The sequence below is a fragment of the Paenibacillus suaedae genome, assembly GCF_032337355.1.
In the GTDB taxonomy this organism is placed as follows: Bacteria; Bacillota; Bacilli; order Paenibacillales; family Paenibacillaceae; genus Paenibacillus_B; species Paenibacillus_B suaedae.
This window is the reverse complement of record NZ_JAVYAA010000001.1, coordinates 1184914-1209893: the sequence shown is the minus strand read 5'-3', so window position 1 is coordinate 1209893 and position 24980 is coordinate 1184914. Positions and strand designations below refer to the sequence as shown.

The 24980-nt window shown below is 45.3% G+C and carries 19 protein-coding genes; 2 read left to right on the top strand and 17 right to left on the bottom strand.

Annotated elements, in window-relative coordinates; translation table 11 throughout:
- Positions 1 to 49: 49 nt before the first annotated feature.
- The 4 genes from RQP50_RS05345 to RQP50_RS05330 form a co-directional block, all read right to left on the bottom strand.
- Positions 50 to 982, bottom strand: coding sequence for a phosphotransferase family protein (locus tag RQP50_RS05345; protein WP_315743766.1), 933 nt, complete (start codon positions 980 to 982; stop codon positions 50 to 52).
- A gap of 28 nt (positions 983 to 1010) precedes the next feature.
- Entirely contained in the window at positions 1011 to 1691 is a 681-nt protein-coding gene (locus tag RQP50_RS05340) for a YdeI/OmpD-associated family protein (RefSeq protein ID WP_315743764.1), read from the bottom strand.
- Between the two features lie 201 nt (positions 1692 to 1892).
- Entirely contained in the window at positions 1893 to 3413 is a 1521-nt protein-coding gene (locus RQP50_RS05335; protein WP_315743762.1) for a serine hydrolase domain-containing protein, read from the bottom strand.
- A complete protein-coding gene (locus tag RQP50_RS05330) occupies positions 3410 to 4009 on the bottom strand; it encodes a DUF2087 domain-containing protein (protein ID WP_315743760.1) in 600 nt (199 codons plus the stop codon). Before RQP50_RS05330 ends, RQP50_RS05335 begins: the two co-directional genes overlap by 4 nt.
- 227 nt (positions 4010 to 4236) lie before the next feature.
- Between RQP50_RS05330 and RQP50_RS05325 the strand changes: the two genes are divergently transcribed.
- The gene (locus RQP50_RS05325; protein WP_315743758.1) at positions 4237 to 5157 is read left to right on the top strand and encodes a GNAT family N-acetyltransferase; all 921 of its coding nucleotides are present in this window, start codon (positions 4237 to 4239) and stop codon (positions 5155 to 5157) included.
- Between the two features lie 98 nt (positions 5158 to 5255).
- Here the strand turns inward: RQP50_RS05325 and RQP50_RS05320 are convergent, their stop codons facing one another.
- Together RQP50_RS05320 and gnpA are read right to left on the bottom strand one after the other, a co-directional pair.
- Complete coding sequence (locus tag RQP50_RS05320; protein ID WP_315743756.1) at positions 5256 to 6035, bottom strand: alpha/beta fold hydrolase; 780 nt, start codon at positions 6033 to 6035, stop codon at positions 5256 to 5258.
- 137 nt (positions 6036 to 6172) lie between these two features.
- Entirely contained in the window at positions 6173 to 8344 is a 2172-nt protein-coding gene (gene gnpA / locus RQP50_RS05315; protein ID WP_315743754.1) for a 1,3-beta-galactosyl-N-acetylhexosamine phosphorylase, read from the bottom strand.
- A gap of 310 nt (positions 8345 to 8654) precedes the next feature.
- Here gnpA and RQP50_RS05310 point away from each other — a divergent pair, with 310 nt between their 5' ends.
- Positions 8655 to 9365, top strand: a complete 711-nt coding sequence (locus RQP50_RS05310) for an alpha/beta hydrolase (protein WP_315743752.1) — start codon at positions 8655 to 8657, stop codon at positions 9363 to 9365.
- Positions 9366 to 9425: 60 nt separating this feature from the next.
- On the opposite strand, the gene RQP50_RS05305 is transcribed toward RQP50_RS05310, so the two are convergent.
- The 11 genes from RQP50_RS05305 to RQP50_RS05255 form a co-directional block, all read right to left on the bottom strand.
- Positions 9426 to 10229 carry a carbohydrate-binding protein gene (locus tag RQP50_RS05305; protein ID WP_315743750.1) on the bottom strand — a complete coding sequence of 268 codons (804 nt, stop codon included), beginning with the start codon at positions 10227 to 10229 and terminating at the stop codon, positions 9426 to 9428.
- A 38-nt stretch (positions 10230 to 10267) separates the two neighbouring features.
- Positions 10268 to 11863 (bottom strand): response regulator transcription factor, encoded by a 1596-nt coding sequence (locus tag RQP50_RS05300; protein WP_315743748.1) that lies wholly within the window; start codon positions 11861 to 11863, stop codon positions 10268 to 10270.
- Positions 11838 to 13454 carry a sensor histidine kinase gene (locus tag RQP50_RS05295; protein WP_315743746.1) on the bottom strand — a complete coding sequence of 539 codons (1617 nt, stop codon included), beginning with the start codon at positions 13452 to 13454 and terminating at the stop codon, positions 11838 to 11840. Before RQP50_RS05295 ends, RQP50_RS05300 begins: the two co-directional genes overlap by 26 nt.
- A 226-nt stretch (positions 13455 to 13680) precedes the next feature.
- A complete protein-coding gene (locus tag RQP50_RS05290; protein ID WP_315743744.1) occupies positions 13681 to 14868 on the bottom strand; it encodes a glycoside hydrolase family 88 protein in 1188 nt (395 codons plus the stop codon).
- A 126-nt stretch (positions 14869 to 14994) separates the two neighbouring features.
- Positions 14995 to 16791: a DUF2264 domain-containing protein gene (locus RQP50_RS05285; RefSeq protein ID WP_315743742.1), complete on the bottom strand. Its 1797-nt coding sequence runs from the start codon at positions 16789 to 16791 to the stop codon at positions 14995 to 14997.
- Positions 16792 to 16948: 157 nt separating this feature from the next.
- The gene (locus RQP50_RS05280) at positions 16949 to 17755 is read right to left on the bottom strand and encodes a gluconate 5-dehydrogenase (protein WP_021254845.1); all 807 of its coding nucleotides are present in this window, start codon (positions 17753 to 17755) and stop codon (positions 16949 to 16951) included.
- Between the two features lie 43 nt (positions 17756 to 17798).
- Entirely contained in the window at positions 17799 to 18629 is an 831-nt protein-coding gene (gene kduI, locus RQP50_RS05275; protein WP_090512700.1) for a 5-dehydro-4-deoxy-D-glucuronate isomerase, read from the bottom strand.
- Positions 18630 to 18839: 210 nt separating this feature from the next.
- A complete protein-coding gene (locus RQP50_RS05270; protein WP_315743739.1) occupies positions 18840 to 21221 on the bottom strand; it encodes a glycoside hydrolase family 95 protein in 2382 nt (793 codons plus the stop codon).
- Between the two features lie 284 nt (positions 21222 to 21505).
- Positions 21506 to 22171: a bifunctional 2-keto-4-hydroxyglutarate aldolase/2-keto-3-deoxy-6-phosphogluconate aldolase gene (locus tag RQP50_RS05265; RefSeq protein WP_315743737.1), complete on the bottom strand. Its 666-nt coding sequence runs from the start codon at positions 22169 to 22171 to the stop codon at positions 21506 to 21508.
- A 61-nt stretch (positions 22172 to 22232) separates the two neighbouring features.
- Positions 22233 to 23195 (bottom strand): sugar kinase, encoded by a 963-nt coding sequence (locus tag RQP50_RS05260; protein ID WP_315743735.1) that lies wholly within the window; start codon positions 23193 to 23195, stop codon positions 22233 to 22235.
- The gene (locus tag RQP50_RS05255) at positions 23192 to 24706 is read right to left on the bottom strand and encodes an alpha-L-fucosidase (protein WP_315743733.1); all 1515 of its coding nucleotides are present in this window, start codon (positions 24704 to 24706) and stop codon (positions 23192 to 23194) included. The genes RQP50_RS05260 and RQP50_RS05255 overlap by 4 nt, the downstream gene beginning before the upstream one ends.
- Between the last annotated feature and the right edge of the window lie 274 nt (positions 24707 to 24980).

Genomic DNA, 24980 nt, shown 5'->3' with positions numbered 1-24980 from the left:
GGTGTGCTCTCTTTCGTTTATTGCTCATCTTCAATTGTCGTTGCCATCATCATATTGGCAGATGCGCCTGCAGCATTCTCTTTACTTCGTAAATATCCGATAAGGCCTGCGCTTCCTGATCCGAATATTTCTCACAAATCATTTTTACAAATACAAACCCGAATTCATGCAGCAATATGGCCAGAAACAGCTTATCGATGAACGTCTCGCGCCCGCATCCTCTCTCTCTCCTAAACAATTGAATCAGATCAGCATCAAAATCAAACAAGGAGAACAGGATTGGCGGGTACTCATACTCGGCAGGAGCTATCGTACTGTCTGCAAAGTCGATAATGAACAATTGACCTCCATAATCCACCATCACATTTTCCGCTGTAATATCTCCATGTACGTATACGGGTTGGGATATCGGGCTTTGTGTCACGATTTCAGCAATTTGCGCCCGAATGGACTCTGAAAAGAAGTTCCATCTCGTATTGCGTATAACCCTCTGCTGTATTGCACTTGCATCGACTTGCTCCGAAGGCAACGTATTCAGCTTGTCCAAATTAGCAAACAGCTGCTTCACGAACGCTTCCTTCTGGTTTAATGTCCAGCCAGTAAGCATCTTCCCCGCTTCCTGACCTTGAATAAAGTCCATAATGATGTATCGGAACAAATACTTATCTTGAATATAGGATGCTGCGATCACATTCGGTGCGTGGATGCCCTGCTGGATAGCACGTTCCATAGCAGTTATTTCTGCTTGATAATCCGCATCTGTATTTGCTCCAGATTCCTTGGGTGCAAATATTTTAATCACATAGCTGCCGGCACGAAATACCGCATTTGTACCTGGCGTCAACTGGAATATGCGCTCTGCCCCGCTCAGATTTTCTTTTTGATAAATGACTTCGATAAGCTGTCGAAAATCTTCAATCGATTGATACACCGCTCCCCATGAATCCCAGTTGTGAATCTCTTGTGCAAAAGCGTGACTCATTGGCTCTCCCCCATGAATTCATGATGCACTACTTATCCCGTCTGCGATACAAATCAAAAGATTTATATCCTTCGGCCAAGATCGCCTTCATTTCTTCAAACCTTTTGTCCTGTGTTTCCTTCCGCTTAGCACTGTACACGTAACGCGCCCAGTCCTTTTGATATCCCGGTGTCAGGCTGTTGTAAAACTCCAGTTCCGCACTGCCTGCTAAATATGCCTGAATATCTGCAACATGCTCAACATAATCATCAACGCATTGGCTCTTTTTAGGAGATGCTGATTTGGCTGCTTTTTTGGCTTCGGACTTCAAGCCGATTACGGTAAAGACGTCATCCAAGCTGACCATCCGAGCAAATTTAAGTTCGCTGCTTCCTACATAGCCATCCTCATTAACCAAACCGATGCTGAAGAAGCTGTCGCGTTCAATATATTGCTCGTATTTGGGATTGTTTTTCTTCGGATAAGCGGTGAATAGATATCCCTTGTTGTTCAGCAACTGCTTATCGATAACCATTTGTACCAGCTCTGTAAATTGTTCTAAGGAGTAGATAAAGGCAAAAATAAGATCATAGCTGTCCCGCTTGATCGCAGTGTCATAATCCAACCCATCGAATTCCGCAATATCGTCAGGTTTGTTTAAGAATAATTTCATCGGATATTTGTTCAAATTCAATTTATCAATGATGCTCTTCTTGGAGTTCTGGTTCATATCGTGTCATTTCCTTCCCTTATCATGCTGTCCATAATTATACGCAATCACATCCTTGATGCAAACATTATGCCATCCGTATCTCAAGCTACACACTAATCATGCTATAAAACCACGCTACAAAACCACAGATGCTAAATGACTACCCGTACTTTACATGGCTTACATTCGATATGGAATACACAATACACTTCCTGCATACTACAAGTTTACCTTGTAACCAACGGCTATGAAGTTGGACAGATGAAAAGACACATTGATAGCAAACTCCAAGTCGATCGACTGCGGATAGAACTTCATGATATAGGTCACCACGTAAGGCGTTTCGATATAAAATAGCTTGGCGCGCAGGGTACATTCGTTCACCCACGATGCATATACAACGACTTCCTGCAGGGACATGGATAGATCTTTGTAAAATACAGCCTTCGTACGCATCGGCTGCGCTGCGTTTATAGGCACAGCAATATCCCGCTCATCTCCATATAGCAAATGAAGCTGAACCGTCTCACTCTGAGCATCGAAGCGAATTTGCTTCAATCCACTTGCATTCGGTTGCATGACGTACACATGCTGATGCAGTTCCGGCAGTTCCAGTACTTGTTGGGCATGCTGTCCCCCTACTGTTTGCCGCGCTTTTCTGTGTAACGGAACCATCCAAGCCCAAGGCTCAACGGGAGGCAACTGACTGGAATGATCAATAATACTTGATGGATTGCCCTCTTGCTGCACATCTGTATGCGGATGCTCCCGAGTATCACCACTGCTGTCAACTTCGTCAAGGAGATGTTCATAAATGAGATTCAGAAGTGTTTGCAGCATATCCATGGTCGGATAGCTAGCCGTCGCAGCAATGACAATCCCATCCTTCGGAGAGACGAAGCATAACTGACCGAATGCCCCGTCTGCTCGGAAGCAGCCGTCTCGACAGCGATGGAACTGATAGCCATAGCCCTGAGCCCAATCGATTCGATTGGTTCCTTTGCGATTATCGCTTTGCTCGCTTGTCGCCATCTGGATATATTGCTCTGACACGATGCGCTTTCCCTTGAACATACCCTTGCTCAGCAGCATCTGACCGAATGCCGCTACGTCACTCGTCGTTAGACTCAGCCCCATCCCCCCAGCAGTAACTCCCATCGGACAGGTTTCCCATACAGGTCTAGCGATGCCTAACGGCTCGAATAATCGAGGCATGAGAAAGTCTACTAGATTCTGCCCCGTTACCCGCTCCAATATGGCAGACAGCATATAGGTCGAATGTGTACTATATTGAAATTGAGTACCCGGCTCATGATCCACCTCTTGTGCTAGAAATGCCTTGATCCAGTCCTGTTCCTTAGCCACAACAGGGTAGATATCACCCTCATGACCTGCTGTCATAGATAGCAGATGATGGATCGTCATCGCGGATAGTTTGTCGGATACTCGCTCTGGCAGCCGCTCGGGAAAGAATGAAATGACCGGATCGTCCAGGCGAATGAGTCCCATGTCCCATGCAATACCAACCGCAATGGAGGTCACACACTTGCTTACGGAATACAACAGTTGCGGGCAATCCTTGCGATACGGCTCGCGCCAGAACTCTGCAATCGTAGAACCATGGTGACACACGATCAAACTATGAACCGGCAGTTCGCATTGCTCGATTTGATTGAAAAATTGCTGGATACTCGCGGATTTCCCACGGTATCCAGCAGAACAGTCACTTCTCGTTCTCAAGCAAGATTCACCCACTTTGCCCACATTTCCTGCGGGTTCAGCTCGTAAATCTCCTTTTCTCGGAATAAAAATTGATGCATAATGAACTCCCGGCGAATCGTTGCGAAATCCTCATGGTAGGCCATAATGTATTCGTTGATTTCCTTCTCGCTATATCTGCGTCCCGCCTCCAGATTAGTCACCATATGCTCCAGGATGATAAGCTTCTTCTTCAACTGCGACGGGATATTTTTGAGCTTGCCCTCTTTCGAGAAGAAATTGCGAATCACCGAATCCCTCAAACGCTTCTGTTCCTCACTCAACATCCCTATACCTCCATCAGCTCCGCGGTAAATGAGATTAATAGCCGCAGCAGCATTATTCTTTAGAAAATAATCATTTAATGAAAAATAAATCGTGTTCTTCTCTCTCCGTTCGTTGATAAGACTTGCTTCGCGAAGCTTAGCCGCATGATGAGTAATCGTGGCAGGAGTAACCGATAGCTTCTCCGCTAATACCTGACCATTCCGCTCGCCTTCCGCAAGCAGGATGAGCATCTTGACACGTGTTGGATCCGCCAACGCCTTATGATAGGCAACCACCTTGTCTAACTGCATACAGGCATTCACTCCTCCTCAGCTTATTTAAGTAATGTTCCAGTATCCGTAGAGCATGCACGAATTAAACAATAATCAAATTAGATAATCATTAAATTAGATGGATATTAAAATAGATGATACACAATCGAGGAATATATTGTCAACCCAGTTTTTGTATACTATAGTGAAAAAGGAGCAGAACAACCTGCCAGCACGAAATTACTACTTACAGAGAGAGGTATCGAATGGAGCATACTACGACTGAATTGCAGATTCGTCATTTCCAGCAAGAGGACATGCCATTATTAGGGGAATTATATCAATCTGTTACATCGCGTCCGAATGCGATATTTTGGTGGGTAGGCGAGGAGACGAACTGGAGCAACGTGTATTGTGCCTTTGAGCATGGCAAGATGGTTGCCAAGGGGCAAGTCGGCATCATTAATATTGTACCGCCCGGTCGCGCTCAAGAGAACAAGCATGCCATTTACGTTAATATCAAAGCGATCCCAGAACGTGAGCATGACTATGTATTACTTGCCCGCATTTATGAGCTGCTGTACGCAAGAGCCGTTGAATTGAAGGCAACACTTCCTGCCGAATACGGAACGAGACTCTGTGTTGGTAATGATTCAACTGAAGAGGTGAACAGTCAATTCTTCCTGCAGCGTGGTTTCCGTCATCTGATTAGTCTATATCGTATGAAAAGAATGATAGAAGCACCTATCCCAGAATTGCAATTGCCTGAAGGTTATCAATTTTCTCATTGGAATTTGGATACGGATGAAGAAGCTCATGCCTATCTGGATATCGACACAGAAATTTGGCCAGATAACCCGCTTGGATTGGAAAGACTGAATGAATACAGGCAGTATCCGCTCTGGAATTCAATGGTTGTCCGCCAAGGGGATACCGTCGTCGCCGGTCTATTGACGTGGAAAGAAGATGATTATGCCCAAATCGAAAATGTATTCGTTCGCGAGCAATGGCGTGGACAGGGCCTTGCGAAGTTCCTGCTTGCTCAATCACTCCAATATGCGAAGTCTCATGACATACCACGTGCGAGCCTTGAGGTATTAACCGATAATCGAACAGCATTGCAATTGTATGAGTCGCTCGGATTTGAGCAGAAAGCAGAAGAAATTCGATATTGCATAGAGTTGTGATATAGGGGGCGCATTCTGTTCCATTTTTATAATTTATGTATAGAATCCCCGTAGAGTGGCTCGTCCATACCCATTCTACGGGGATTTGAGAGAATTGCTCAGCTTCTACTCTCCTCTAGCATATTCATGATTTCCTCTACTACGATCTCAGGTTCATCATGATGAATGTAATGTCCGCTCTGATTGGCTATTCGAATCTTGCTTGACGTCGACAATCGCTGAAACTCGGATTGCAGCTTTTGTTCCACTTCTAATATTTCCATGTGAGGCCATCCTTCATGGTACTCATCGGGCAACCCTCTTATGATAATAGAGAGTGGAATGTCATATAGTTGTACATGTTCGGCAATTTGCTCATAGCTTCGTATCTTGTCGATTCGCTCACTATTCTGCATGGGGTTCATCAGATATTCCCTATTTTCCGCAATCCGTTCTTTCGGAAGCACCTTTTCGTATGCCAACTCTTTGTATTCAGGCGCTGCATCTACCAGCACGATTCCACATATGTCTTGCGGATAAAGGCCTGCATATAATCTAGCGACTAAGCCGCCGAAGGAATGCCCCACCAATACATAAGGAGGTTCTACGTTAAGCACTTGCAGCAATTCGGAAAGCTCTTCGACTAAACAACGACATGTTCGTGTTCCTGATACGGATTGGCTTCTGCCAATACCTGCCCTGTCATAAGACAAGGTCGACGCTACTTCTGATATTCGATTCTGCACGATCTCCCATGTCTCACTGCTATCACCTAATCCGGCGATAAAAATGACGCTCGGCGTGCTGTTTCGCAAATATTTACTATATAACTTTACATTGTCGCATACATGATAGGCTTCCATATATCTATCGCGCTCTTCACTCCTACCTTCCATCATGTCCATCCCCTTCTTTCGATGAATTCACATCTCAACACTTATTCTATGTCAGCCAAAAACAGGATTAGGCTGGAACAATTATCTCACTAATTGTCCAGCCTAATCTAATTGTTATTCAATTGTAATACGACGTAACCTTACATATCAAACCAACGCAATTCGCCTCCCTTGAGCTCCAATTCGAAGCTCTTTCCATTCGCGTACACAGTCGTGTTGCGCGGCTCTGCCGTGTTATTGACAACGCAATACGTACCTGTTTCTGGATAGACATGGATTTCCGTATGGGCATCCGAACTAAACCAATTGTGCAATTCGTGATCCTTGCTGCATGACCATAATATTGCACGATGCAGCAAGCGGGCGTTCTCCGCACTATACGGCAGTCCACCGATATAGACAGATCGGCCGCCGAAGTAATTATTAACTGCAAACTGCACTTCTTTATCCTTGCAAGCTAAAATATCAGCGCTCGTTGCGTATACATTTTTCTTGCCTTCACCGAAGTTAATGTCACCATTCATATCGGCGGTAATAAAGTGAGACGGCTTTTCGTCCCAATTATATTTATCGTAGCCGAGGGTAAAGCCGCGCTCCAGCTCTACGCCAAGAGCATCGCCCAACTGGAAGAAACGACCTTGATGTTGAACCGCAGAAGGTTCACCTACCCCGATAAAGCCGCCTCCGCCAGCAATAAATGCACGGATTTGCTCAACAATATACGGGTCTTTCCAGTTGTCACCGCCGGTATGTGCGGTGTCAGCGTCACCGACATTAATAATGACATCGATATCTTTTAGCAGCTGCGGCTGCTCACGAATGTCGTCAAAGCTAATGAACGATACATCGAAAGGAGCTCCGCTCAAAATTTCAATAATGCCCGCATAGCTGTAGTTTTGTTTCTGGTACAGCGCATGATGCACCATATGACAGCCCCAAGAGCGCATTTTCCCCCAGCAGTTCAGAACGGCAACTTTAGCTAAGCACATTGGCTTCGTGCGTGCCTTCTCATATAAATCGCGGAATTCATCGGCAACTTGCGTTACATAATCAACAAAGTCTGGGAAGTCCAGCGCCAGCTTCAAGTAACCGCCATAGCCAATGCGATCTACAGGCTTACGCAAAATAGCTCGTCTTGCCGTTAACCAGTTTTCTTGAGCTTCTGCCGTTGGATTCCCGCCAGGATGGAACGTATCAGGGAAGAAGTATGGCAGGAAGCGCCCTTCTGTATATTTCACCCCAGGAATGTCGCTAATTAAACGAAGTGTCGAACCATTGCCGACGCTGCCCACGACTGCATCCAGCCCGATGGTTTTAAACTCATCCATATAAGGCTCAGTGCCAATAAAATGATCCCCTAAGAACATCATCGCTTCGCGACCTTCTTCATGGGTAATATCAACGAGCTCCTTAGCGAGCCCCGCCACTTCGCGACGTTGGAAGGCCATAAAGTCCAAGTATTGCTTTGACGGAATCCGATACTGGTTGTTGTAGTACCCTTCGTCAATAATGTATTCCGGACGGAACTTATAGCCAACTTCACGCTCGAACTGTTCGAGAATATATGGGCTGACGCTCGCGGAATAGCCGTACCAATCCACATATTTCTCCCGACGCAGTTCATCGAATATGAGCGTGAACTGATGGAAGAACGTCGTGAACCGTACTACATTTACATAAGGCTTGTCCCGCAAAAATTCACGAAGTCTGCCTTTGGAGTATTCCCGTGTCTTAGGCTGACGTACGTCAAACGTAATTTGTCGTTCGAAATCCTTCCAATCATTAACGACAGCATTGTACATATGAACGGGATCCCAAATCAGATAGGTTAAGAAGCTCACGCTATACTCATGATAAGGTGTTGTATTCGTAATCATTACACAGCCGCTAGCTTCATCATAGCTCCAGAGATTCGTAGGTACGACCTCGCCAGTGGTACGATCGATAACTTCCCACCAACGGTAAATATCATCGCGGTTGTTGACTTGCAATAAGTCTTCGCTGATTCCCTCTAACAGACGAATGGAAAGTTCAGCGCCTGTGGCAGGAACAAATTTCGTTGAAATATAGCATTGCTGTACTTCATCTGGGTTTGCCTTCGCCCAATTGTTGTCTTTGCGGGTTGTATAGTAAGTAGCGTATACTTTCGCTCCACATTCAGCCAGCTCTTGCGGGAAAGTTGTGCCGTCTGCATCGCGCACAGCATCAGCACCCCACAACTCCATCGTTTTCAGCGTTTCTCCTACGACATCAAGGTCGGTAGGAATGGTGAGGCGCCCTCTGCCTTGTTTGTTCTGGTTCTGCTCTCCCATTTGAAACATGCTCCTTCCACATAACTGATTGTTGATACCATCATACTCAGCGAGAAGGAGAGACCCAAGGACGGATTATGACCTTCCACGAGTAAAATTTTGACCTTTGCTTAAAAAATGGCTACGTTTAAATAGATGTTGAAAATTAATATATTAATAGAAAACACATAGTATAATTAAGCCATATATATAGGTTTGGAGGTATTATATGGAAAATCCTTTTCTTTGACTTCATTCACAACTAATTAGGGAGTTACTATGTAGAGGTAGAATGACACACCAAGAATTAGAAAATGGAGGATAAATTATAATGATAAAAAATAATTTGAAAATAGAAAATATTCCAGCGATTTTGTGGGGTGACAAATCAGATAAGTTATTTGTGGTGGTGCATGGTAACATGTCAAACAAGGCAGATGACTCGATTATTGTATTTGCAGAAGAAGCAACAGCATTAGGATATCAAGTGCTTAGCTTTGATTTACCTCAACATGGTGATCGTAAGGATGATACTTACCTTTGCAACGTTCAGAACTGTGTTCAAGACCTTCATACAATTATGACCTATGCAAAATCGTTATCAAATCATATAAGCCTTTTTGCTTGTAGCATGGGAGCGTATTTTAGTCTATTAGCATATAGCCATGAGCCGTTGAAGCAGTGCTTGTTTCTCTCTCCTGTGGTAAATATGGAACGTATTATAAATAATATGATGACATGGTTTAACGTAAGTGAGAGTAGATTAAAAATAGAGAAAGAAATTTCTACACCTATTGGACAAACTCTCTACTGGGACTACTACTGTTATGTGAAAGAACATCCTATTGTTGCTTGGAATATTCCAACTTCCATTCTCTATGGTTCAGAAGATAACGTATGTGAGTTTGACGTTGTATCTGAATTTAATAAACGTTTTAACTGTAATTTGCAAGTAATGGAGAATGGAGAACACTATTTCCATACTGGGGAACAGTTGCAGGTTTTCAGACAATGGCTGAAAAAACATATATACGTTAAATGAAAATAAAAAGATATAGACCTCTCTGCCCACAGCAGGCTCAGATCTATATCTTTTATTCGCTCAGTTTACTTCATAGCCATAAGCTTCAATTTGCGTTAGTGCAGGAAACGGCGACGGGTCATCGGACTTGATTAAGTTCTTTACTGTCAATGACTCTACCTGACGCGGCGTAAGCTTAAATACCTGCTTGGCATGCGTTTTCGTGAGATGAATCGTCTCACAATCACCGTTTGAGAAGCAGACGGTTACTTGCTCCCAATAGTTATCGTGAGGAAAGTCTGCTCGCAGCGTTAGAGCAATGCAGTCAATTGCTACAGTGCGTCCAAACTGCACGCTCATTTCAGCGTCATCTTGCTGGTTAATCCCCCACGACTCAAATGGCCATGCCCCGTGACCTGCATTAAAGCAATTGCCATTAATGGCATTGCGTGCGGCAAACACGGACTCTCCACGCGTCTCCACATTCGCAATCGCATGCGGATAACAACTGTCATTCTCATGTTGGTCGAACGGATTAAGCGCTACATTTTTGTAACTGGAGATTTCCGCTTCAGTCGCTAGACGCACGCTAAGCGCATGGATGTCACCACTATATGATTTCGGGTTATAGGAGATTTTCTTCTCTCCAAATGGAATCGTAAGCCGATAGCAAGTTGTCGCCAAATATACGAACGTTTCTGGCATCGTATCATCAAGCTGCAACATTACATATTGATTGGAATGCTCGCTCTTTACAACAATTTGGTCACCCTCTTGATAGGGCTGATGATATACAAGCTGGGCTTGCCCCTGATCAGAAGCAGCTGCCAATACGGTATGATTTGCATCGTGAATTTCAATCGTAAACTGCGTTAGTGGTGTCATAAGATGATCATCTCTTTCTTCCGTTATTTTTGATAGATTTACGAGCATTCGTTCTTATACTCACTCGGTGTTACGCCCATATACTTTTTGAACACTTTAGAGAAATAGGTACGGTCTGAGTAACCTAGTGTCAGTGCGATCTGTTCCAGCGTATGCCCAGATGTTTTCAACATTTGTGAAGCAATGTTCATCTTATACTGATGTACATAATCCGTAAAATTGCTGCCAGTCATGCGTTTGAAATAGCGTGAGAAGTAACTTGGATTCAAATACAGATAGCGCGCAATATCAATGGAAGTAATACTATCAGCTAAATTTTGTTCGATATAATGTTGAATTTGCTGTAACTTAGGTTCATAGCTATTAGCTAGTGTACCTTGCCCTTGTTTCCCCTGTTTATCGCTAGGCATAGCCATCGCGGTTAGCGTGCGTTCCGCTAATGCAAGCACATCAACAAGGGTTCGTGACTGCTCCATATAATTGAAGATCGCTTCATCGAGTCTAACCGAAGCTGCAATCGTCAGCTCGCGTAAGCAAACTTGCAGCTCATGCATGAATGAAGCAGGTTCAATCATCCTTGCTTGAAAATGTTGCTTCATACTCCCGATAATACGTTGTATGCCATCTATATCATGAATAGCTAGCGCCTGCTTCAGTTCAACTTTATAGTTGTTGAGCTCCCCTGCAGGCAATTGCAGCCATGTTGATCCTATCGCCTGCTGGCGATCGGCAATCTGCATCGACTCCCCAACATAGAACTCATATTTATGGCGCAATAAGGTGTGATAACAAGTACCCATTTGCTTAAGTTGCAGCTTATCACTTACTGTGATGCTAACCAGCTGCAATTTCATATATTGCGCAACTCGTTCTTTCAATTTTTGTAAATAGCTGTTGAAGTGCAACACGGTGTTATCTGCTAAATTATCGTGATAGTTATACACAATGACAAGATGCTGTTGCTGCAAAAATGGTGTGATCCCTTCAAACTTGCGCGCTAATTCTTCCGCAATATTGTAGACGGCATAGCAAATTAACGATAACGATTGCTGTGAGTAATGTTCATCGTAACTAGCATATTGTACATGCACAAGACTGAGCATATACCAAGGACAGTTCCACCTTACTCCAATGCCAGCAGCATATTTAAGGATTTCGTCAACATTCGTTCGATCAAGCACACTCTGCAATAAACCTTGCTTGAGCAACTGTTGATTGTAGCTTGAAGGTTGTACACTGACAGACGATGATTGTTTTTTCAGTAAGCGCAGCGACTTATGCAAACTTTGTTGCAACTGCTCTTCTGTTAACTGATCTTTAATTAAATAATCGTCAGCTTGAAGCTTAAGCGCTTGTCTCGCGTAGTTGAAGTCTTCATGACAGGTTAAGAAAATGACGCGCACGTCAGGTTTGAGTTGGCGAAACTGCTCTGCTAACTCAATCCCATTTTTTTGTGGCAAGCCAATATCTGTTATCACAATATCTGGAACGGTCTGCTGAAACAGGTGTACTGCTTTTACGCTGGAATAGGTGGCAGCTACCACTTTCAACTGTAATTGTTCCCAATCAATCATTTGCTGCAATAGCTTGAGCATTGGCACATCATCATCAATAAGCATCACTTTGTATATCACTGGTGGTCCCCCCGCTTGATGTCACTGGAATCTGCATTCGTGCCGTTATACCGTCATACCTGTTAGGAGCAAAAGAAAGCGTAGCCTCTGAACCAAAAGATAGTTTCAAGCGTTGAGCAACATTAACCAATCCGACCCGCTTATAACTAGGATCAGGTTCATCACTGCAACGCAACACACTTTCATTCAGGCGATGCAACAAAGACTCATCCATACCTGCTCCGTTGTCGGCAACCTCAATGACGATGGTATCCGCGTCCTGATAGACGGAAATCCAAATTTGAGATTGCTGGCGCCCACTATCATTGCCCTCTATATCTACATCAGTATCGACAAACCCATGTAAAATTGCATTTTCAACTAACGGTTGTAGTAATAACTTTGGAAACTTAAGCATCTGCAATTGCGGCTCTACATCGACTTGCAGTTGGATTGGAATATCACTGCGCATTTGCATAATATCAATGTAGTGACCCATTAACTCACACTCTTCTTGCAGTGTTGCTAGTGCATTGAAATTCATATAGGCACGCAGCAGGCTCATTAAAGAGTCAATCATACCGCTATGCAGGCGATCTTTCTGCAACATTAGGCTACACTTAATTGAGTTAAGCGTATTCAACAGAAAGTGGGGACGAATTTGCATAAACAGCGCCTCAAGCTCCAACACTCGTCTCTGCTCCTGTTGCCGTTCCATGTCATGAATGGACTGTTGCAGCTGATCCAACATCAAGTTAATCGTCTTGCTAACCGCTGCTAGCTCATCATCTCCCTTAACTTGCAGCCTAACATCCAGCTTACCGTTGCCAAATTGTCCTGCAACCTGCTGTAATTGCTCAATTGGACGATGCAATCGTTTAGAGATCAGCAGTGCAAACAAAGAGAATATAATGACAAAAAGCATGACTTCAGCAGAACCGATATAAAGCGTCTTTGAAATGATGCCTCTAAACGTGTTGTTGCTCATCTCATACACAAGCTTCCACCCGTTTTTGCTCAGCACGACTTCCGAGCGCATTCGATCGTCCACCTTATTTGAATCGGATGCAAGCAATTGTGTTGAGCCAGCAATCCGGTCACCATGCTCATCCAAGAGAGCAACATCCCATGACTTCACAGCTTGTAATGCTTTTTCGAAATAGGACTGTTCAATTCCAATCAGCAGCACGGCCGTATGCTCTTTACTAACGCGATCATAGATGACACGAGCAATATAATATTTACTAGCTTCCTTGTCCTCGAGCAGTCCTAACCACTGCAGCCTTTCTGGCTGCTGGAAATTAATTTTGCTATACAGTTCAGGTAAATGTGGTAGTAGTTTCGCCGGTTCATCATCTCCTGAAGGGATAATAAACTGCTGGCGGTTAATTAAGTACATCTGCGTCTGCCTATTCAACGTTTTTGAATTGATAAGCGAAAATACAGCTTTGATTTGTGAGAAATTCTCATAATCAGCATAACTATTTAATTGCTTCACATCAGCGAAATTACGTAAGCTAGTTTTGAAGCCTTCATCGTTTACAATGAAATGGGAGGCAAATGTAGCATCATCGATTGTTTTGCTAAATTCTGCTCCAATTACGTTCAACATGTTCTCATTCGTTGCATGCAGCTTATCCAGCATCGATTCTTTAATTAGATAAAAAGATTGCGCAGATACAGCAACCATCGGTACGATAATAAATAGCATGAAGGAAAGTAACATTCGTTTATAGTAAGTTAAATGGAACATGAGGTTAGCGTCACTTCCCTTCCTTCAATCCTTCATCATTTCCGTTACTGTTCAAGCCAACATCATCGGCTTTCTCTTCCTATTTCTATTTACGCTCATACCAGTAGCCAGGAATACCGCGTGTAAGACGCATGAGCGCTTCCAAGTAGTAATAATCGCCCCAAATCATATAATCATCAGGGGACAACCCACCATGGACATAGTACGAGCCATGCTTAAGCAAACCTTCCGCTGCATCGTCACCAATCGTAGCATAGTTGGTAATCAGCGACTCCATACTGGTTGTCAGCATCTTCTCGAAATAAGGACGGTCGGGGTCAGCAGCATCCAAATGTGAGATAAGCTCTACCAGTCCGGCAGCTACAATCGCTGAAGCTGAACTATCGCGATACGTATCAGCCGTTACAGGCGCATTGAAATCCCAATAAGCAACACTGTCCGCAGGCAAATGCTCAAGGAAGTAGCGCGCCATACGCTTAGATGTCTCCAAAAATGCTGCATTTCCCGTATAACGATAGGAAAGTGCAAAGCCATATACGCCCCAAGCTTGCCCCCGCGTCCACGTCGAGCCGTTGCTATAGCCCTGATGGGTCGCACCGCCGATTGGAACCCCCGTCTCGGTATCGAAGAAGAAAGTATGGTACGAGCTATCATCTCCACGAACGATATAGCGCCGCGTTTTCTCTGCTTGGATTTCTGCAATTTCTCGATACTTTGGATCACCAGTCTGTTCGCTTGCCCAATACAACAATGGCAGATTAAGCAAACAGTCGATAATGATACGACCCGCTTCTTGCTCGTTATCTTTCGTTCCCCAAGCTTGAATGTATCCGCTTCCATCGCTCGTGTTACGCCAACGATTCAATAAATGATCAGCTGCCTCCAGTGTCAGCTCACGAGCACGATTATCGCCTGTTATGATCCACTGCGCTTTGGAAGACAAGCTAAATAGGAAGCCAATATCATGATGATCCAATACAACTTTTTGATCAAAGCGCTGACGGAAACTAGCCACTGTAGCTTCTGCTGCCTGCCGATAACGTTCATCTTGTGAATATTCATAGCATAACCACAATATTCCCGACCAGAAGCCATTGGTCCAGTCGTTGTTATCATTCAGTTGATATTTCCCATTCAGGCTAACATGCGGAAACTGAGTTCCAAACTTATCAATATTGTTCAGCGTCTTCGCTAGAATATTTTCAATTGCTTGTGTGTAAAGCTTATTTGCTTGCATGACCGTTGTTTGCGTTCCTTCTGTAGACATCTGCATTTCAGCCCTCTCCCAGAAAAATAACTCAATGCATTTCTTATGATAGCGGATACATTCCGCAGAATGTACGCCTTAATTTGTGTGAAATGTGAACAATTTTGACTTTTTTGTTGTATTCGCTTTCCTCTATTTCACCTTAACCGTTGTCGTCTGCTCGTTATGGTGCACAATTACGCGATCCGATGTCAGCCTCACCTCAGGCAGCTGCGACTCACAACCAGCAGGAACTCCTGCCATCACACTAACTAATAAATGTGTCCCTGGCTGAAGTTCAGCACGCAGTGCAGGCATCAGAGTACGCTCATAGAATACATTGGTGTTAGGCTCGGTGCGAATCATCTCCGCTTGTGTGAATCCTCTAACCGCCTTGGCGATGGTGCTCCCGACAGGCGAATCGTAACTTGCCCAGCTTGTCTTGACTACGGCTGTGTCGCCACTGCTAACCGTGGTGAACGGCGCTGAGAAACTGGCATCATAGGCAATTAAGGCACGGCTAGTTTCCAACTCGTGGATGCGTACATGGCTGTCGCCACAAGGGATAATCGTACTGCGAATCGTAACTCCGACTTGCGGCTGCCAGTTATGTATAAGTCGATCTTCATGCAGCTCATAGCTCGAATCAAGCGGCTTATCACGAAAATGTACGCCATCCTCACTAACAGCAAGCACACTATCAAAAGCACCTTCATAGTAGTAATAATTACTTCGCGGCACACTAAAGCCAAATACAGTCGAATAGGCAAATTTAGAGTACTTGGCGCAAGCATGGTTCTGATAGCCAATAAATTGACCTACCGGATACATAAGCACATGTTGTGAATGATGCGTATGTTCAATCAACGCCTTCATGCTCGGCAGCGGCAGCCGGCCTGGTGATACCTCTTGCTCTACTTCCTCTGCCTGCCAATAAGGATGGTCTTCCGAAACAGCAAGCAATAAGAAACTTTTGAATGCCCAATACGGGGAACCCGCACCGTTATAGCCCTCGCCCATCACCAAGTTCTGATAGTGATAGCCTACGCTTAGCACGCCATCTGACGTAAAAATATCATGATTCATCCAGCTTCGCATATTGCGCGCATACAACCCTTTAATGACGCCCCATGGCAGAGCTTCAACGTCGGCCAGCACAAGCGCGCTCCAGAAGCTTGCTTGCGCAAATCGATACGCAAGACTGCGACCGAAAGGAATCGCCTCTCCCTTGCTATCGAACCAATACTGATAGCTGCGCGCAAAAAGAATAGCCCGCTCTTTCAACCTAGCTGCCCGCTCCGGATCTTCATCCGCCATAAACGTAACGTAGATTAAACTATAATAATGGAACGCCCATGGGATGTAATAATCAAACTGCTGATCCACTCCATCAAAATACCAGCCATCGCCAACATAGCAAGACTCAATCAGAGCAAAATCTTGTTCAATCATCTCTTGAGAATACTTCATACCAAGTCGCTTCAGTGCCACATTCACTAAGATGCGAAAGAAGTGCCAGTTATTCGGTGCCAAACGGCGTTCATTAATTTGCCATAACCAGTCCGCCAAATGCTGCAGTTCTGTCTTCGAAAGAGTATCCCAAGTTTTGTGTGGTGCAAGCAGCAGTGTAGTCGCGATAGAAGCCATCTCGACCAGCAGCTGATCGCCATCCATCGTCTTGCCATAATAATGCTCGCTGTGTGGGTTGCAACCCTCCGCTAGTCCACGCATCCATTGATGCTGAAGCTGCTCGTCATCATAATGAACGAGGAAAGGCCCCAATCCCCACAGGATTCGTAAGAATCCTTCGGCATCTCTGCGATTTTCGGTATAGACCGTGCCGTGGCTTCCTAATGCTAAGTGTCCAGGCTGTTCTGTTAACCGTGACCTTAACGGCTCTACTAACGTCAATAGGGCTTCCGCTACATCGTCACGATGATTCCACTGCATGCTACGTATTTTCTCCATCACGATTATTCACGCTTCCTTCAACAGTTTTCACAGCACAACAAACCTCATAACTCACATCGTACACATCAGATAAATTACAAAGACTAACAGCAACGTACTCCTGTTAGTCTCTATATTTTCATCTTACTATTCGAAATTAAGGTTGCTTACCAATATAGGCAAGGATTCCACCGTCAACATATAAAATGTGCCCATTGACAAAGTCACTAGCTGGCGAAGCTAAGAATACCGCAGGACCTGCTAAATCCTGAGTTTCGCCCCAACGCTCTGCAGGTGTCTTCGCAATAATAAAGGAATCGAACGGATGACGGCTGCCATCAGCTTGAAGCTCACGCAACGGCGCTGTTTGTGGCGTAGCAATGTAGCCTGGTCCGATACCATTACATTGGATGTTATATTGGCCATACTCAGAAGCGATATTGCGGGTTAGCATCTTGAGGCCGCCTTTGGCAGCAGCATAAGCAGACACCGTTTCCCGTCCTAATTCACTCATCATCGAGCAAATATTAATTATTTTACCGCCACCTTTTTTAATCATCCCTGGAATAACCGCTTTGGAAACGATAAATGGTCCGTTCAAGTCAATATCAATGACTTCACGGAACTCTTCCGCAGTCATTTCTGTCATTGGAATCCGCTTAATAATGCCAGCATTGTTGACTAGAATATCAATGACTCCAACTTCCGCTTCAATCTGTTGCACCATCGCTTGTACACCTGGCTCGTCGGTCACGTCGCATACATATCCATGCGCCTCAATGCCGGCTTCCTTATAAGCAGCCATACCGATCTCTACCGTTTCTGGCTCACGAGCATTAAATACAATTTTTGCACCCGCACGCGCCATAGCGCATGCCATTTCCAATCCGATCCCATACACTGCACCTGTAACGAGAGCTACCTTGCCATCAAGGCGAAATTGATCTACCGAAAATTGTGACAACTCTTCATACTCCCCTCTCTATAAACCCTATCTATTCATCTATCTACTTTAGATCGTCCATAGCGACCATATCCATATCGGTGTATGTGATATTCTCGCCGCACATTGCCCAAATAAACGTATAGTTGCTAGTGCCAACACCGGTGTGAATGGACCAGCTTGGACTGATAACCGCTTGCTCATTGCCAACAACGAGATGTTTCGTCTCATCAGGTTTGCCCATGAAATGAAATACCTTGTTGTCCCCTTCCATATCGAAGTATACATACGCTTCCATGCGACGCTCATGCGTGTGGCATGGCATCGTATTCCAAGCGTTTCCTTCTTCTAGGTGCGTATAGCCCATTTGCAACTGGCATGACTGACACACATTCGGATGAATGTACTGATAAATTTTACGCTTATTCATTGTGTTATCAGCACCTGTCTCCATTGGCTTAATGTTATCAATGGAAATACGCACATTCGGATATTTGTGATGAGCCGGGCTAGAAGAAATATAAAATTTCGCTGGATTACTAGCATCTGCACTAGCAAACAGCACTTCTTTCGTCTCTTTGCCGATATAATAGCCATCCTGATTGTTCATCGATTCACGCACACCATCAATCGTAATAAACCCAGGACCACCGATATTAATGACACCTAGTTCACGACGCTCTAGAAAATACTCAACACCCAAATCTTTACTAAGCTTAATCTCTAACGGCTCTTTCGTAGGTGTTACGCCACCAAAGATCAAACGGTCATTATGCGAGTAAGTCAAGCGAATTTCACCGGGAACAAACACCTGCTCCACTAAAAACTCCTTGCGCAATTCTTCTGTTGTCATGCGTGCGATCGATTGTGGCGCATACGCGTAGCGTGTCTCCATAGTTTGCATATTTTCTAGTTCCTCCCGATTTCATAGACTTGGATTCATCACAATGAACAATGATGATCATTCGATATTGAACCTACAATCATCATAGTAAATGCTCCCAGCAATAGTAAGTCAATTATTTTGCTCGATTGTGAACAATTTTGACTTTATTGCTTATTTGACTTTACTTTTTCCTTTTTATGTTATTAGTTCGACAGTAACCTACGCTACGCTTACTATAACCGTAGCTCCAAGCGGGATATCCAGCTGATACGTATGTGGCGCGGGCTGTGTTACAGCCACTGCCATTGATGGCTTACCAGAACGGAAAGTAAGCGGAACCGTACTATAAATAACACAAGGCTTGCCAAGCGTAGACGTTATTTGCGCCTGCTGCAGCTTGCCTTCCTTCCAAGCCATATCAACGGTAAATCCACCGCGGGCACGCAAGCCAATAACATAACCCTGACGCCACGCATGCGGAAGAGCTGGCAGTAACCGGATTTCATCCCCGTGCGACTGCAATAGCATCTCTTGCATCGCTGCTGCCCCACCAAAGTTGGCATCAATTTGGAATGGAGGATGGTCGCCGAACAAGTTCGAGTGTACCGCTTTGCTTAATAGATTGCGCAAACTCAGATGTGCCTGCTCTCCTTCATCCAGCCTTGACCAGAAGTTTGCAATCCACGCTTGACTCCAGCCCGTATGTCCTCCACCATGAGCTAAGCGCCGCTGCAGCGTGAACTTCGCAGCTTGTCCAAGATCAGGGCTGCGATGAGGAATGATCTGTTCCCCTGGATGCAAAGCGAATAGATGAGAAATATGGCGATGCCCCAGCTCTACTTCCTCATAATCAACCGCCCACTCCATAATTTGTCCATGGCGGCCGATTTGCGGCTGTGGCAGCTTACTGCGTACTTGCTTCCACTGTGCCAATAAATCTTTGTCCTCTTGGCCCCCCTGTTCCATATGCCCTTCATCCAGTTGCAATAGCTCACCGGCACGGATGCATGCTGTAAACAACGCATACAAAATTTGCGAGTCCATCGATGGACCATAGCATAGCGCCCCGACTTCACCCTGTTCACTACGATACGAGTTTTCTGGTGATAGGGATGGTACGGTCACCAGCTGTCCTGATGGCAGCTCCAATAAGAAATCTATGAAAAATAACGACGCTTCTTTCAACACGGGATACGCGCGTTCGCGCAAGAACGAAAGTGAGCCGTTATAACAATAGTGCTCCCACATATGCAGCGCAATCCATGCGCCACCCATCGGCCACATATTGGCGCTCACATATTCACCGTAAATGCCTGTATCCGCCCACAGGTTGCTGCTCGTGTGAGCAACAAATCCACGTGCACCATAAATGTTGCGCGCTGTCTGGCGTCCATTGATGACTAAGCGTTCAATAAAATCAAATAGCGGCAGGTGACATTCCGCTAAATTCCCCGTCTCGGCAAGCCAGTAGTTCATTTGCAAGTTAATGTTCAGATGATAGTCCGATTCCCATGGAGGAGTAAAACTATCGTTCCAAATCCCTTGCAAGTTAGCTGGCAGAGTTCCCGGTCTGGAGCTGGCAAGCAGTAAATAACGCCCATACTGATAAAACAGCGCCTCCAGCCCATTATCAGCGGCACCTTGCCGATATCGTTCTAGTCGCTGCGACGTGGACAAGCATTGTTGTCTAGGAACCTGAAGCTGTGGCTCAGTGCTTCTTCTTTCCTCCGCTTCCAAATCCAACGTTACACGGTTAAACAGCGGCTTATAATCATCCAAGTGTCGCTGCTTCAATGTCTCATATGGCACTTTTGCTGCCTGTTTTGCCTGTTGACAAGCAACAGCATAAGCATCAGCACAGCGAAATGAAGTCTGCGCTGCAACAATAAGCGTGACTGCACGAGCTTGGCGAATATCAAGATAACTGCCCGCCGTCTGACATTGTCCACCCTCAACTTCTGCCCGCAGTACAACGGCATAACGTACGCCATCTGCTCCTAATTGTCCTTTCATGGCAATAGCCTGTCCATCATCGGTCTGAACGATTTCACCGGTGAATGGTCTACGGTCAAATTTAGCTGCAAAGGTTAAACCTGCGGCGTCGGTCATAGTCATCCGGATGACCAGCACTTGATCAGCGGCACTAGAAAATATCTCACGGCTGTACTGAATTGCATCTTGCCGTCCTAATTCATAATTTACCTGAACCAAAGCATTATCCAAGTCTAGCTCACGACAATAATGATGAATTGCATGAACATCTATATCCGTATCAAAATCCAAGAACAAGTTGCCTAATGTCTGATAAGGGTGGAAATATTGGGGTACGTTCGTCATATGCTTCAACACTAACTTTTCTGCCTTGCGCACGTTACCCTGCAGCAACAAGTTTTTAATTTCCGGCAACGCCGCTTGCGCTGCTCTGTTATCGTTATCCCTTGGACCACCATACCAAATCGAATCTTCATTCAATTGAATCTGCTCGCGCTGTATCCCACCATATACAACGCCCCCTAAGCGCCCGTTACCGATTGGAAACGCTTCCGTCCATTTGCTAGCCGCTGTCCGCTCAAGCAAATAATAGTTGCTTATATGATTCATTAAGCTACCCTCATTTCTTTACAGAATCCTGTGTAATAGCTCGTATCCCCAATATCGTACTTCGCACCATTATATCGACATTCCACCTAAAAATAGATGCACTTTTATGACCATGTGTGTGTCCCTTTTTGACATATCGTACGCTTCAGCTGCTTACATCCTGGTCCATTCAAATCGTGTAACTACCTATACTTGTCACTCTATTTTCTGGTCATGCTGCACAAGAAAATCGGACGATTCATACATGCTGAATCGTCCGATCTGCGTATATTATTTCGAATGTTTTAAAGCCCTTTTGCCTGACGATATGCATCTACATAAGCAGCAGCTTTCTTCTGAATCAACGAGAAATCTTTGTTCTTAACTGCTTCATTCGTCAAATCGGAGCCGATCCCTACCGCTACCGCTCCGGCTTTCACCCATTCACCTAGGTTATCCAACGACACACCGCCGGTTGGCATAATGTTAGCCTGCGGCAATGGGCCTTTGATCGCCTTGATTACGGATGGCTCATACAGGTTGCCTGGGAACAGCTTGACGATATCGGCTCCAAGCTCAAGCGCTTCATTAATTTCCTTAATCGTCATCGTTCCTGGCATTACCGGTACGCGATATCGGTTGCACATGGTTACGGTCTCAGCGCTAAGGAAAGGGGACACTACGAATTGAGCGCCGCTAAGAATCGCCGCGCGTGCCGTTTCAGCATCCAGCACGGTTCCTACGCCAATAATCGCATAAGTAGATTCATCCGACGAATCCCATTTATATTTTTGAGAAAGTGTCTCAATTGCTTTCAACGCAAATGGAACTGTCATCGTAATCTCTATCACTTTAATTCCGCCGAGAATCGCTTCCTCGGCCATTGCGACAACTTCTTCTGCCGTCTCCCCGCGAAGTACGGCAACGACACCTTCCTGTACTATCTTCTGAGTAATCTGCATTTTCTTCATATTGTTCTCCTCCCCATTTATCGAATGTCGTTTCTATAAATAGTCCTCAATGAAACACATCTTACCGCTCAACATGCACCTTACCGGCAAGTAATCGCTCGATTTGCGCTCCACTAGGGAGACCTTCCCAATCGCCAACTGTCTGGATTACCTGCGAGCCTATCAAATTACCGAGACGAACCGCCTCCTCAAGGCTATATTCCCGCAGCAAACCAGCTAGAAATCCAGCACAGAAGCCATCTCCAGCTCCTACCGTATCGACTACATGATCAACCTTATAGTAAGGAACTGATGACAGTTTTCCGTTCTCCAGAATATAGGTTTTATCCTCGCCACCTTTAATAATGCTTACAGCGGACAGCTCACTGAGCTTGGCAACGATCTCATCCATCGATTCCGTCTCATACAGCAGTTTCAATTCATCTAATCCCGGCAAGAAATAATCCGCTTTTCGCGCCAATGGCAATAGAACCTTTCGGGCTGCTTTCACATCCCATAGCTTCAAGCGCAAATTCGGATCGAAGCTCACTTTGACGCCGTGCTGCTTCGCGATGTCCATCGCTGCTGCCGCCGTCTCCGCACAGGATGTGCTTAATGCAGGTGTGATCCCGGTAATATGTAAAATCTTTGCTCCAGCAATATATTCCTCATCCAAATGCTCAGGAGTCATTTTACTAGCCGCCGATAGCTTGCGGTAATAATAGACAGAGCTTCTTCCAGCTGCATTCTCTCGAATCATGAGTCCTGTTGGGGCTTCATCTGTGAATGAAGCGCGTGTAACATCTACGCCTTCCCCCCGCACCATCTTATAAATCCGCTGCCCGAACGGATCATCTCCAAGCCGACCGCACCAGCCTGCGGAATGTCCAAGCCTTGATAAACCGATCGCTACATTCGTCTCAGCTCCTCCAAAGGAAGGCGTCAAATTCGATGTGTATTCAAGACCTTTTCCTCCCTCAGCGATCAATAGGGCCATACTTTCCCCGAAGGTGACCACTTCCGGATGAGCATTTCGATTATTCATTTCCCTTCACCACCCTGAACCTGACTATTGTACACTTCGAATGTGGACAAGTTTGGCCACCAGCGGGAGCCAGTAATCTGAAGACGCAAGCGACTGCTGCTTATGGCTGGAAAATGGCAGATCCGCTTGTGACCGATAATCGTACCATTCAGAATTGACTGCCATGCCCCTGTACCTGCTGCTGTATCCGTACTTTCCTCTGCAGCCTCAGCAGAATCGTCTTGCCAATACTCCAAGCTGAAACTCTCAATCCTCTGCGTATAGCGATACTCCTGCAGTACGATATGGTCAAACGTTTGCTCTGTTCCTAGGTCGACAGTGATACTCGCCACCTCTGTACCTTGCTCAGGAGCCCAAAACGTATCTCGATTGCCATCCAGTATATTGGCCGCTTCATATCCAGCCATCGCTTCACTAGCCGTAGCAGCAGCATCGCGTGCCATATTCGTCTCAAACGTATTGCGAATCCAAGCTCCGAGCTCCTCTAACCGTTGCACATCATTCTCGTGGAGCAGACCGCGCGTATCGGCAGGAATATTAAGCAAGAGCGTAGCATTGCCTCCGACCGAACCATAGTACACATTCCGCAGCTCATCCAGCGACTTGACTTGATCATCTTGACTCGCATGATAGAACCATCCCGGACGAATCGACGTATCCACTTCCGCTGGATACCAGACAAGCTCCGATACATTTGCAATTATGTCGCGGCTACCCAAGTCTTCATCCTCTGAAGTGAAACGCTTGGCGAATTCAGCATTATCTTCCTGCTGTGAATGTTCCTGAATTCTCTCCTTATCTTGCAGCTGCGCAGGTACTACGCTCCACTCCGACTTGCGACAATGCCCCGCCTCATTGCCACACCAGCGCACATCCGGCCCACACACCGAAATACTCGCTTCTGGCTGCAATTCACGAATCAGTGCATAATAGCCATTCCAATCATATATTTGCCGCTTGCCGTTAGGACCTTCACCACAAGCCCCATCAAACCATACACAGAAAATATCCCCATACCTTGTTAACAGCTCGCGCAGTTGGTTGGTAAAGTACTCATTATAAGCTGGCGAATCCCCATAACACGGCTCATGACGATCCCAAGGCGATAAATAAATCCCAAACTTCAACCCGCCTTCACGACAAGCATCTGCCACCTCACGAACGACATCACCCTTGCCATCTTTCCATGGGCTATTCTTCACCGAATGCTCTGTATACTCACTCGGCCACAAACAAAACCCATCGTGATGCTTGCAAGTCAGAATCAGCCCTTTCATCCCTGCGGCCTTACAAGCGCGTACCCACTGCCTTGCATCCAGCTGTGTCGGATTAAAAATATCCGGCTGCTCCTGCCCACTGCCCCATTCCTGGTCCGTAAACGTATTTACTGTAAAATGTACAAAAGCGTAAAACTCCATCTCTTGTATCGCCAACTGCCGCTCAGACGGCCGCACCAACGCTGCCGCTTTAACTTGCTCTGTTTTTATAACTCCACTGCTGTTCATTACCATTTCCCCCCTCTCATTTTCCCGCTGCAACATCTTGAAAAATATAAAAAGATATCATACATATCTATATGGAAATTAAAAACCCAACCTAACTTAGGCTAATAATAGCAAATCAAAGATAGGTAGAAACACGCATTATTTTTTTATATATATGCAATATTTTGACCTTAACATCGAAAGCCAAGATCCTAAAAATCGGATCTTGGCTTTCGATTGGTTATTTTAACCTCTGCTAACTGTAAAATGGAAATATCTTCATCTGTACTCACACCTGCTG

Coding starts and splice junctions, on each gene's coding strand:
- RQP50_RS05345 (WP_315743766.1), bottom strand. CDS start 982: ATGAGTCACGCTTTTGCACAAGAGATTCACAACTGGGATTCATGGGGA.
- RQP50_RS05340 (WP_315743764.1), bottom strand. CDS start 1,691: ATGAACCAGAACTCCAAGAAGAGCATCATTGATAAATTGAATTTGAAC.
- RQP50_RS05330 (WP_315743760.1), bottom strand. CDS start 4,009: ATGCAGTTAGACAAGGTGGTTGCCTATCATAAGGCGTTGGCGGATCCA.
- RQP50_RS05325 (WP_315743758.1), top strand. CDS start 4,237: ATGGAGCATACTACGACTGAATTGCAGATTCGTCATTTCCAGCAAGAG.
- RQP50_RS05320 (WP_315743756.1), bottom strand. CDS start 6,035: ATGATGGAAGGTAGGAGTGAAGAGCGCGATAGATATATGGAAGCCTAT.
- gnpA (WP_315743754.1), bottom strand. CDS start 8,344: ATGGGAGAGCAGAACCAGAACAAACAAGGCAGAGGGCGCCTCACCATT.
- RQP50_RS05310 (WP_315743752.1), top strand. CDS start 8,655: ATGATAAAAAATAATTTGAAAATAGAAAATATTCCAGCGATTTTGTGG.
- RQP50_RS05305 (WP_315743750.1), bottom strand. CDS start 10,229: ATGACACCACTAACGCAGTTTACGATTGAAATTCACGATGCAAATCAT.
- RQP50_RS05295 (WP_315743746.1), bottom strand. CDS start 13,454: ATGTTGAACGTAATTGGAGCAGAATTTAGCAAAACAATCGATGATGCT.
- RQP50_RS05290 (WP_315743744.1), bottom strand. CDS start 14,868: ATGCAGATGTCTACAGAAGGAACGCAAACAACGGTCATGCAAGCAAAT.
- RQP50_RS05285 (WP_315743742.1), bottom strand. CDS start 16,791: ATGCAGTGGAATCATCGTGACGATGTAGCGGAAGCCCTATTGACGTTA.
- kduI (WP_090512700.1), bottom strand. CDS start 18,629: ATGGAGACACGCTACGCGTATGCGCCACAATCGATCGCACGCATGACA.
- RQP50_RS05270 (WP_315743739.1), bottom strand. CDS start 21,221: ATGAATCATATAAGCAACTATTATTTGCTTGAGCGGACAGCGGCTAGC.
- RQP50_RS05265 (WP_315743737.1), bottom strand. CDS start 22,171: ATGAAGAAAATGCAGATTACTCAGAAGATAGTACAGGAAGGTGTCGTT.
- RQP50_RS05260 (WP_315743735.1), bottom strand. CDS start 23,195: ATGAATAATCGAAATGCTCATCCGGAAGTGGTCACCTTCGGGGAAAGT.
- RQP50_RS05255 (WP_315743733.1), bottom strand. CDS start 24,706: ATGGTAATGAACAGCAGTGGAGTTATAAAAACAGAGCAAGTTAAAGCG.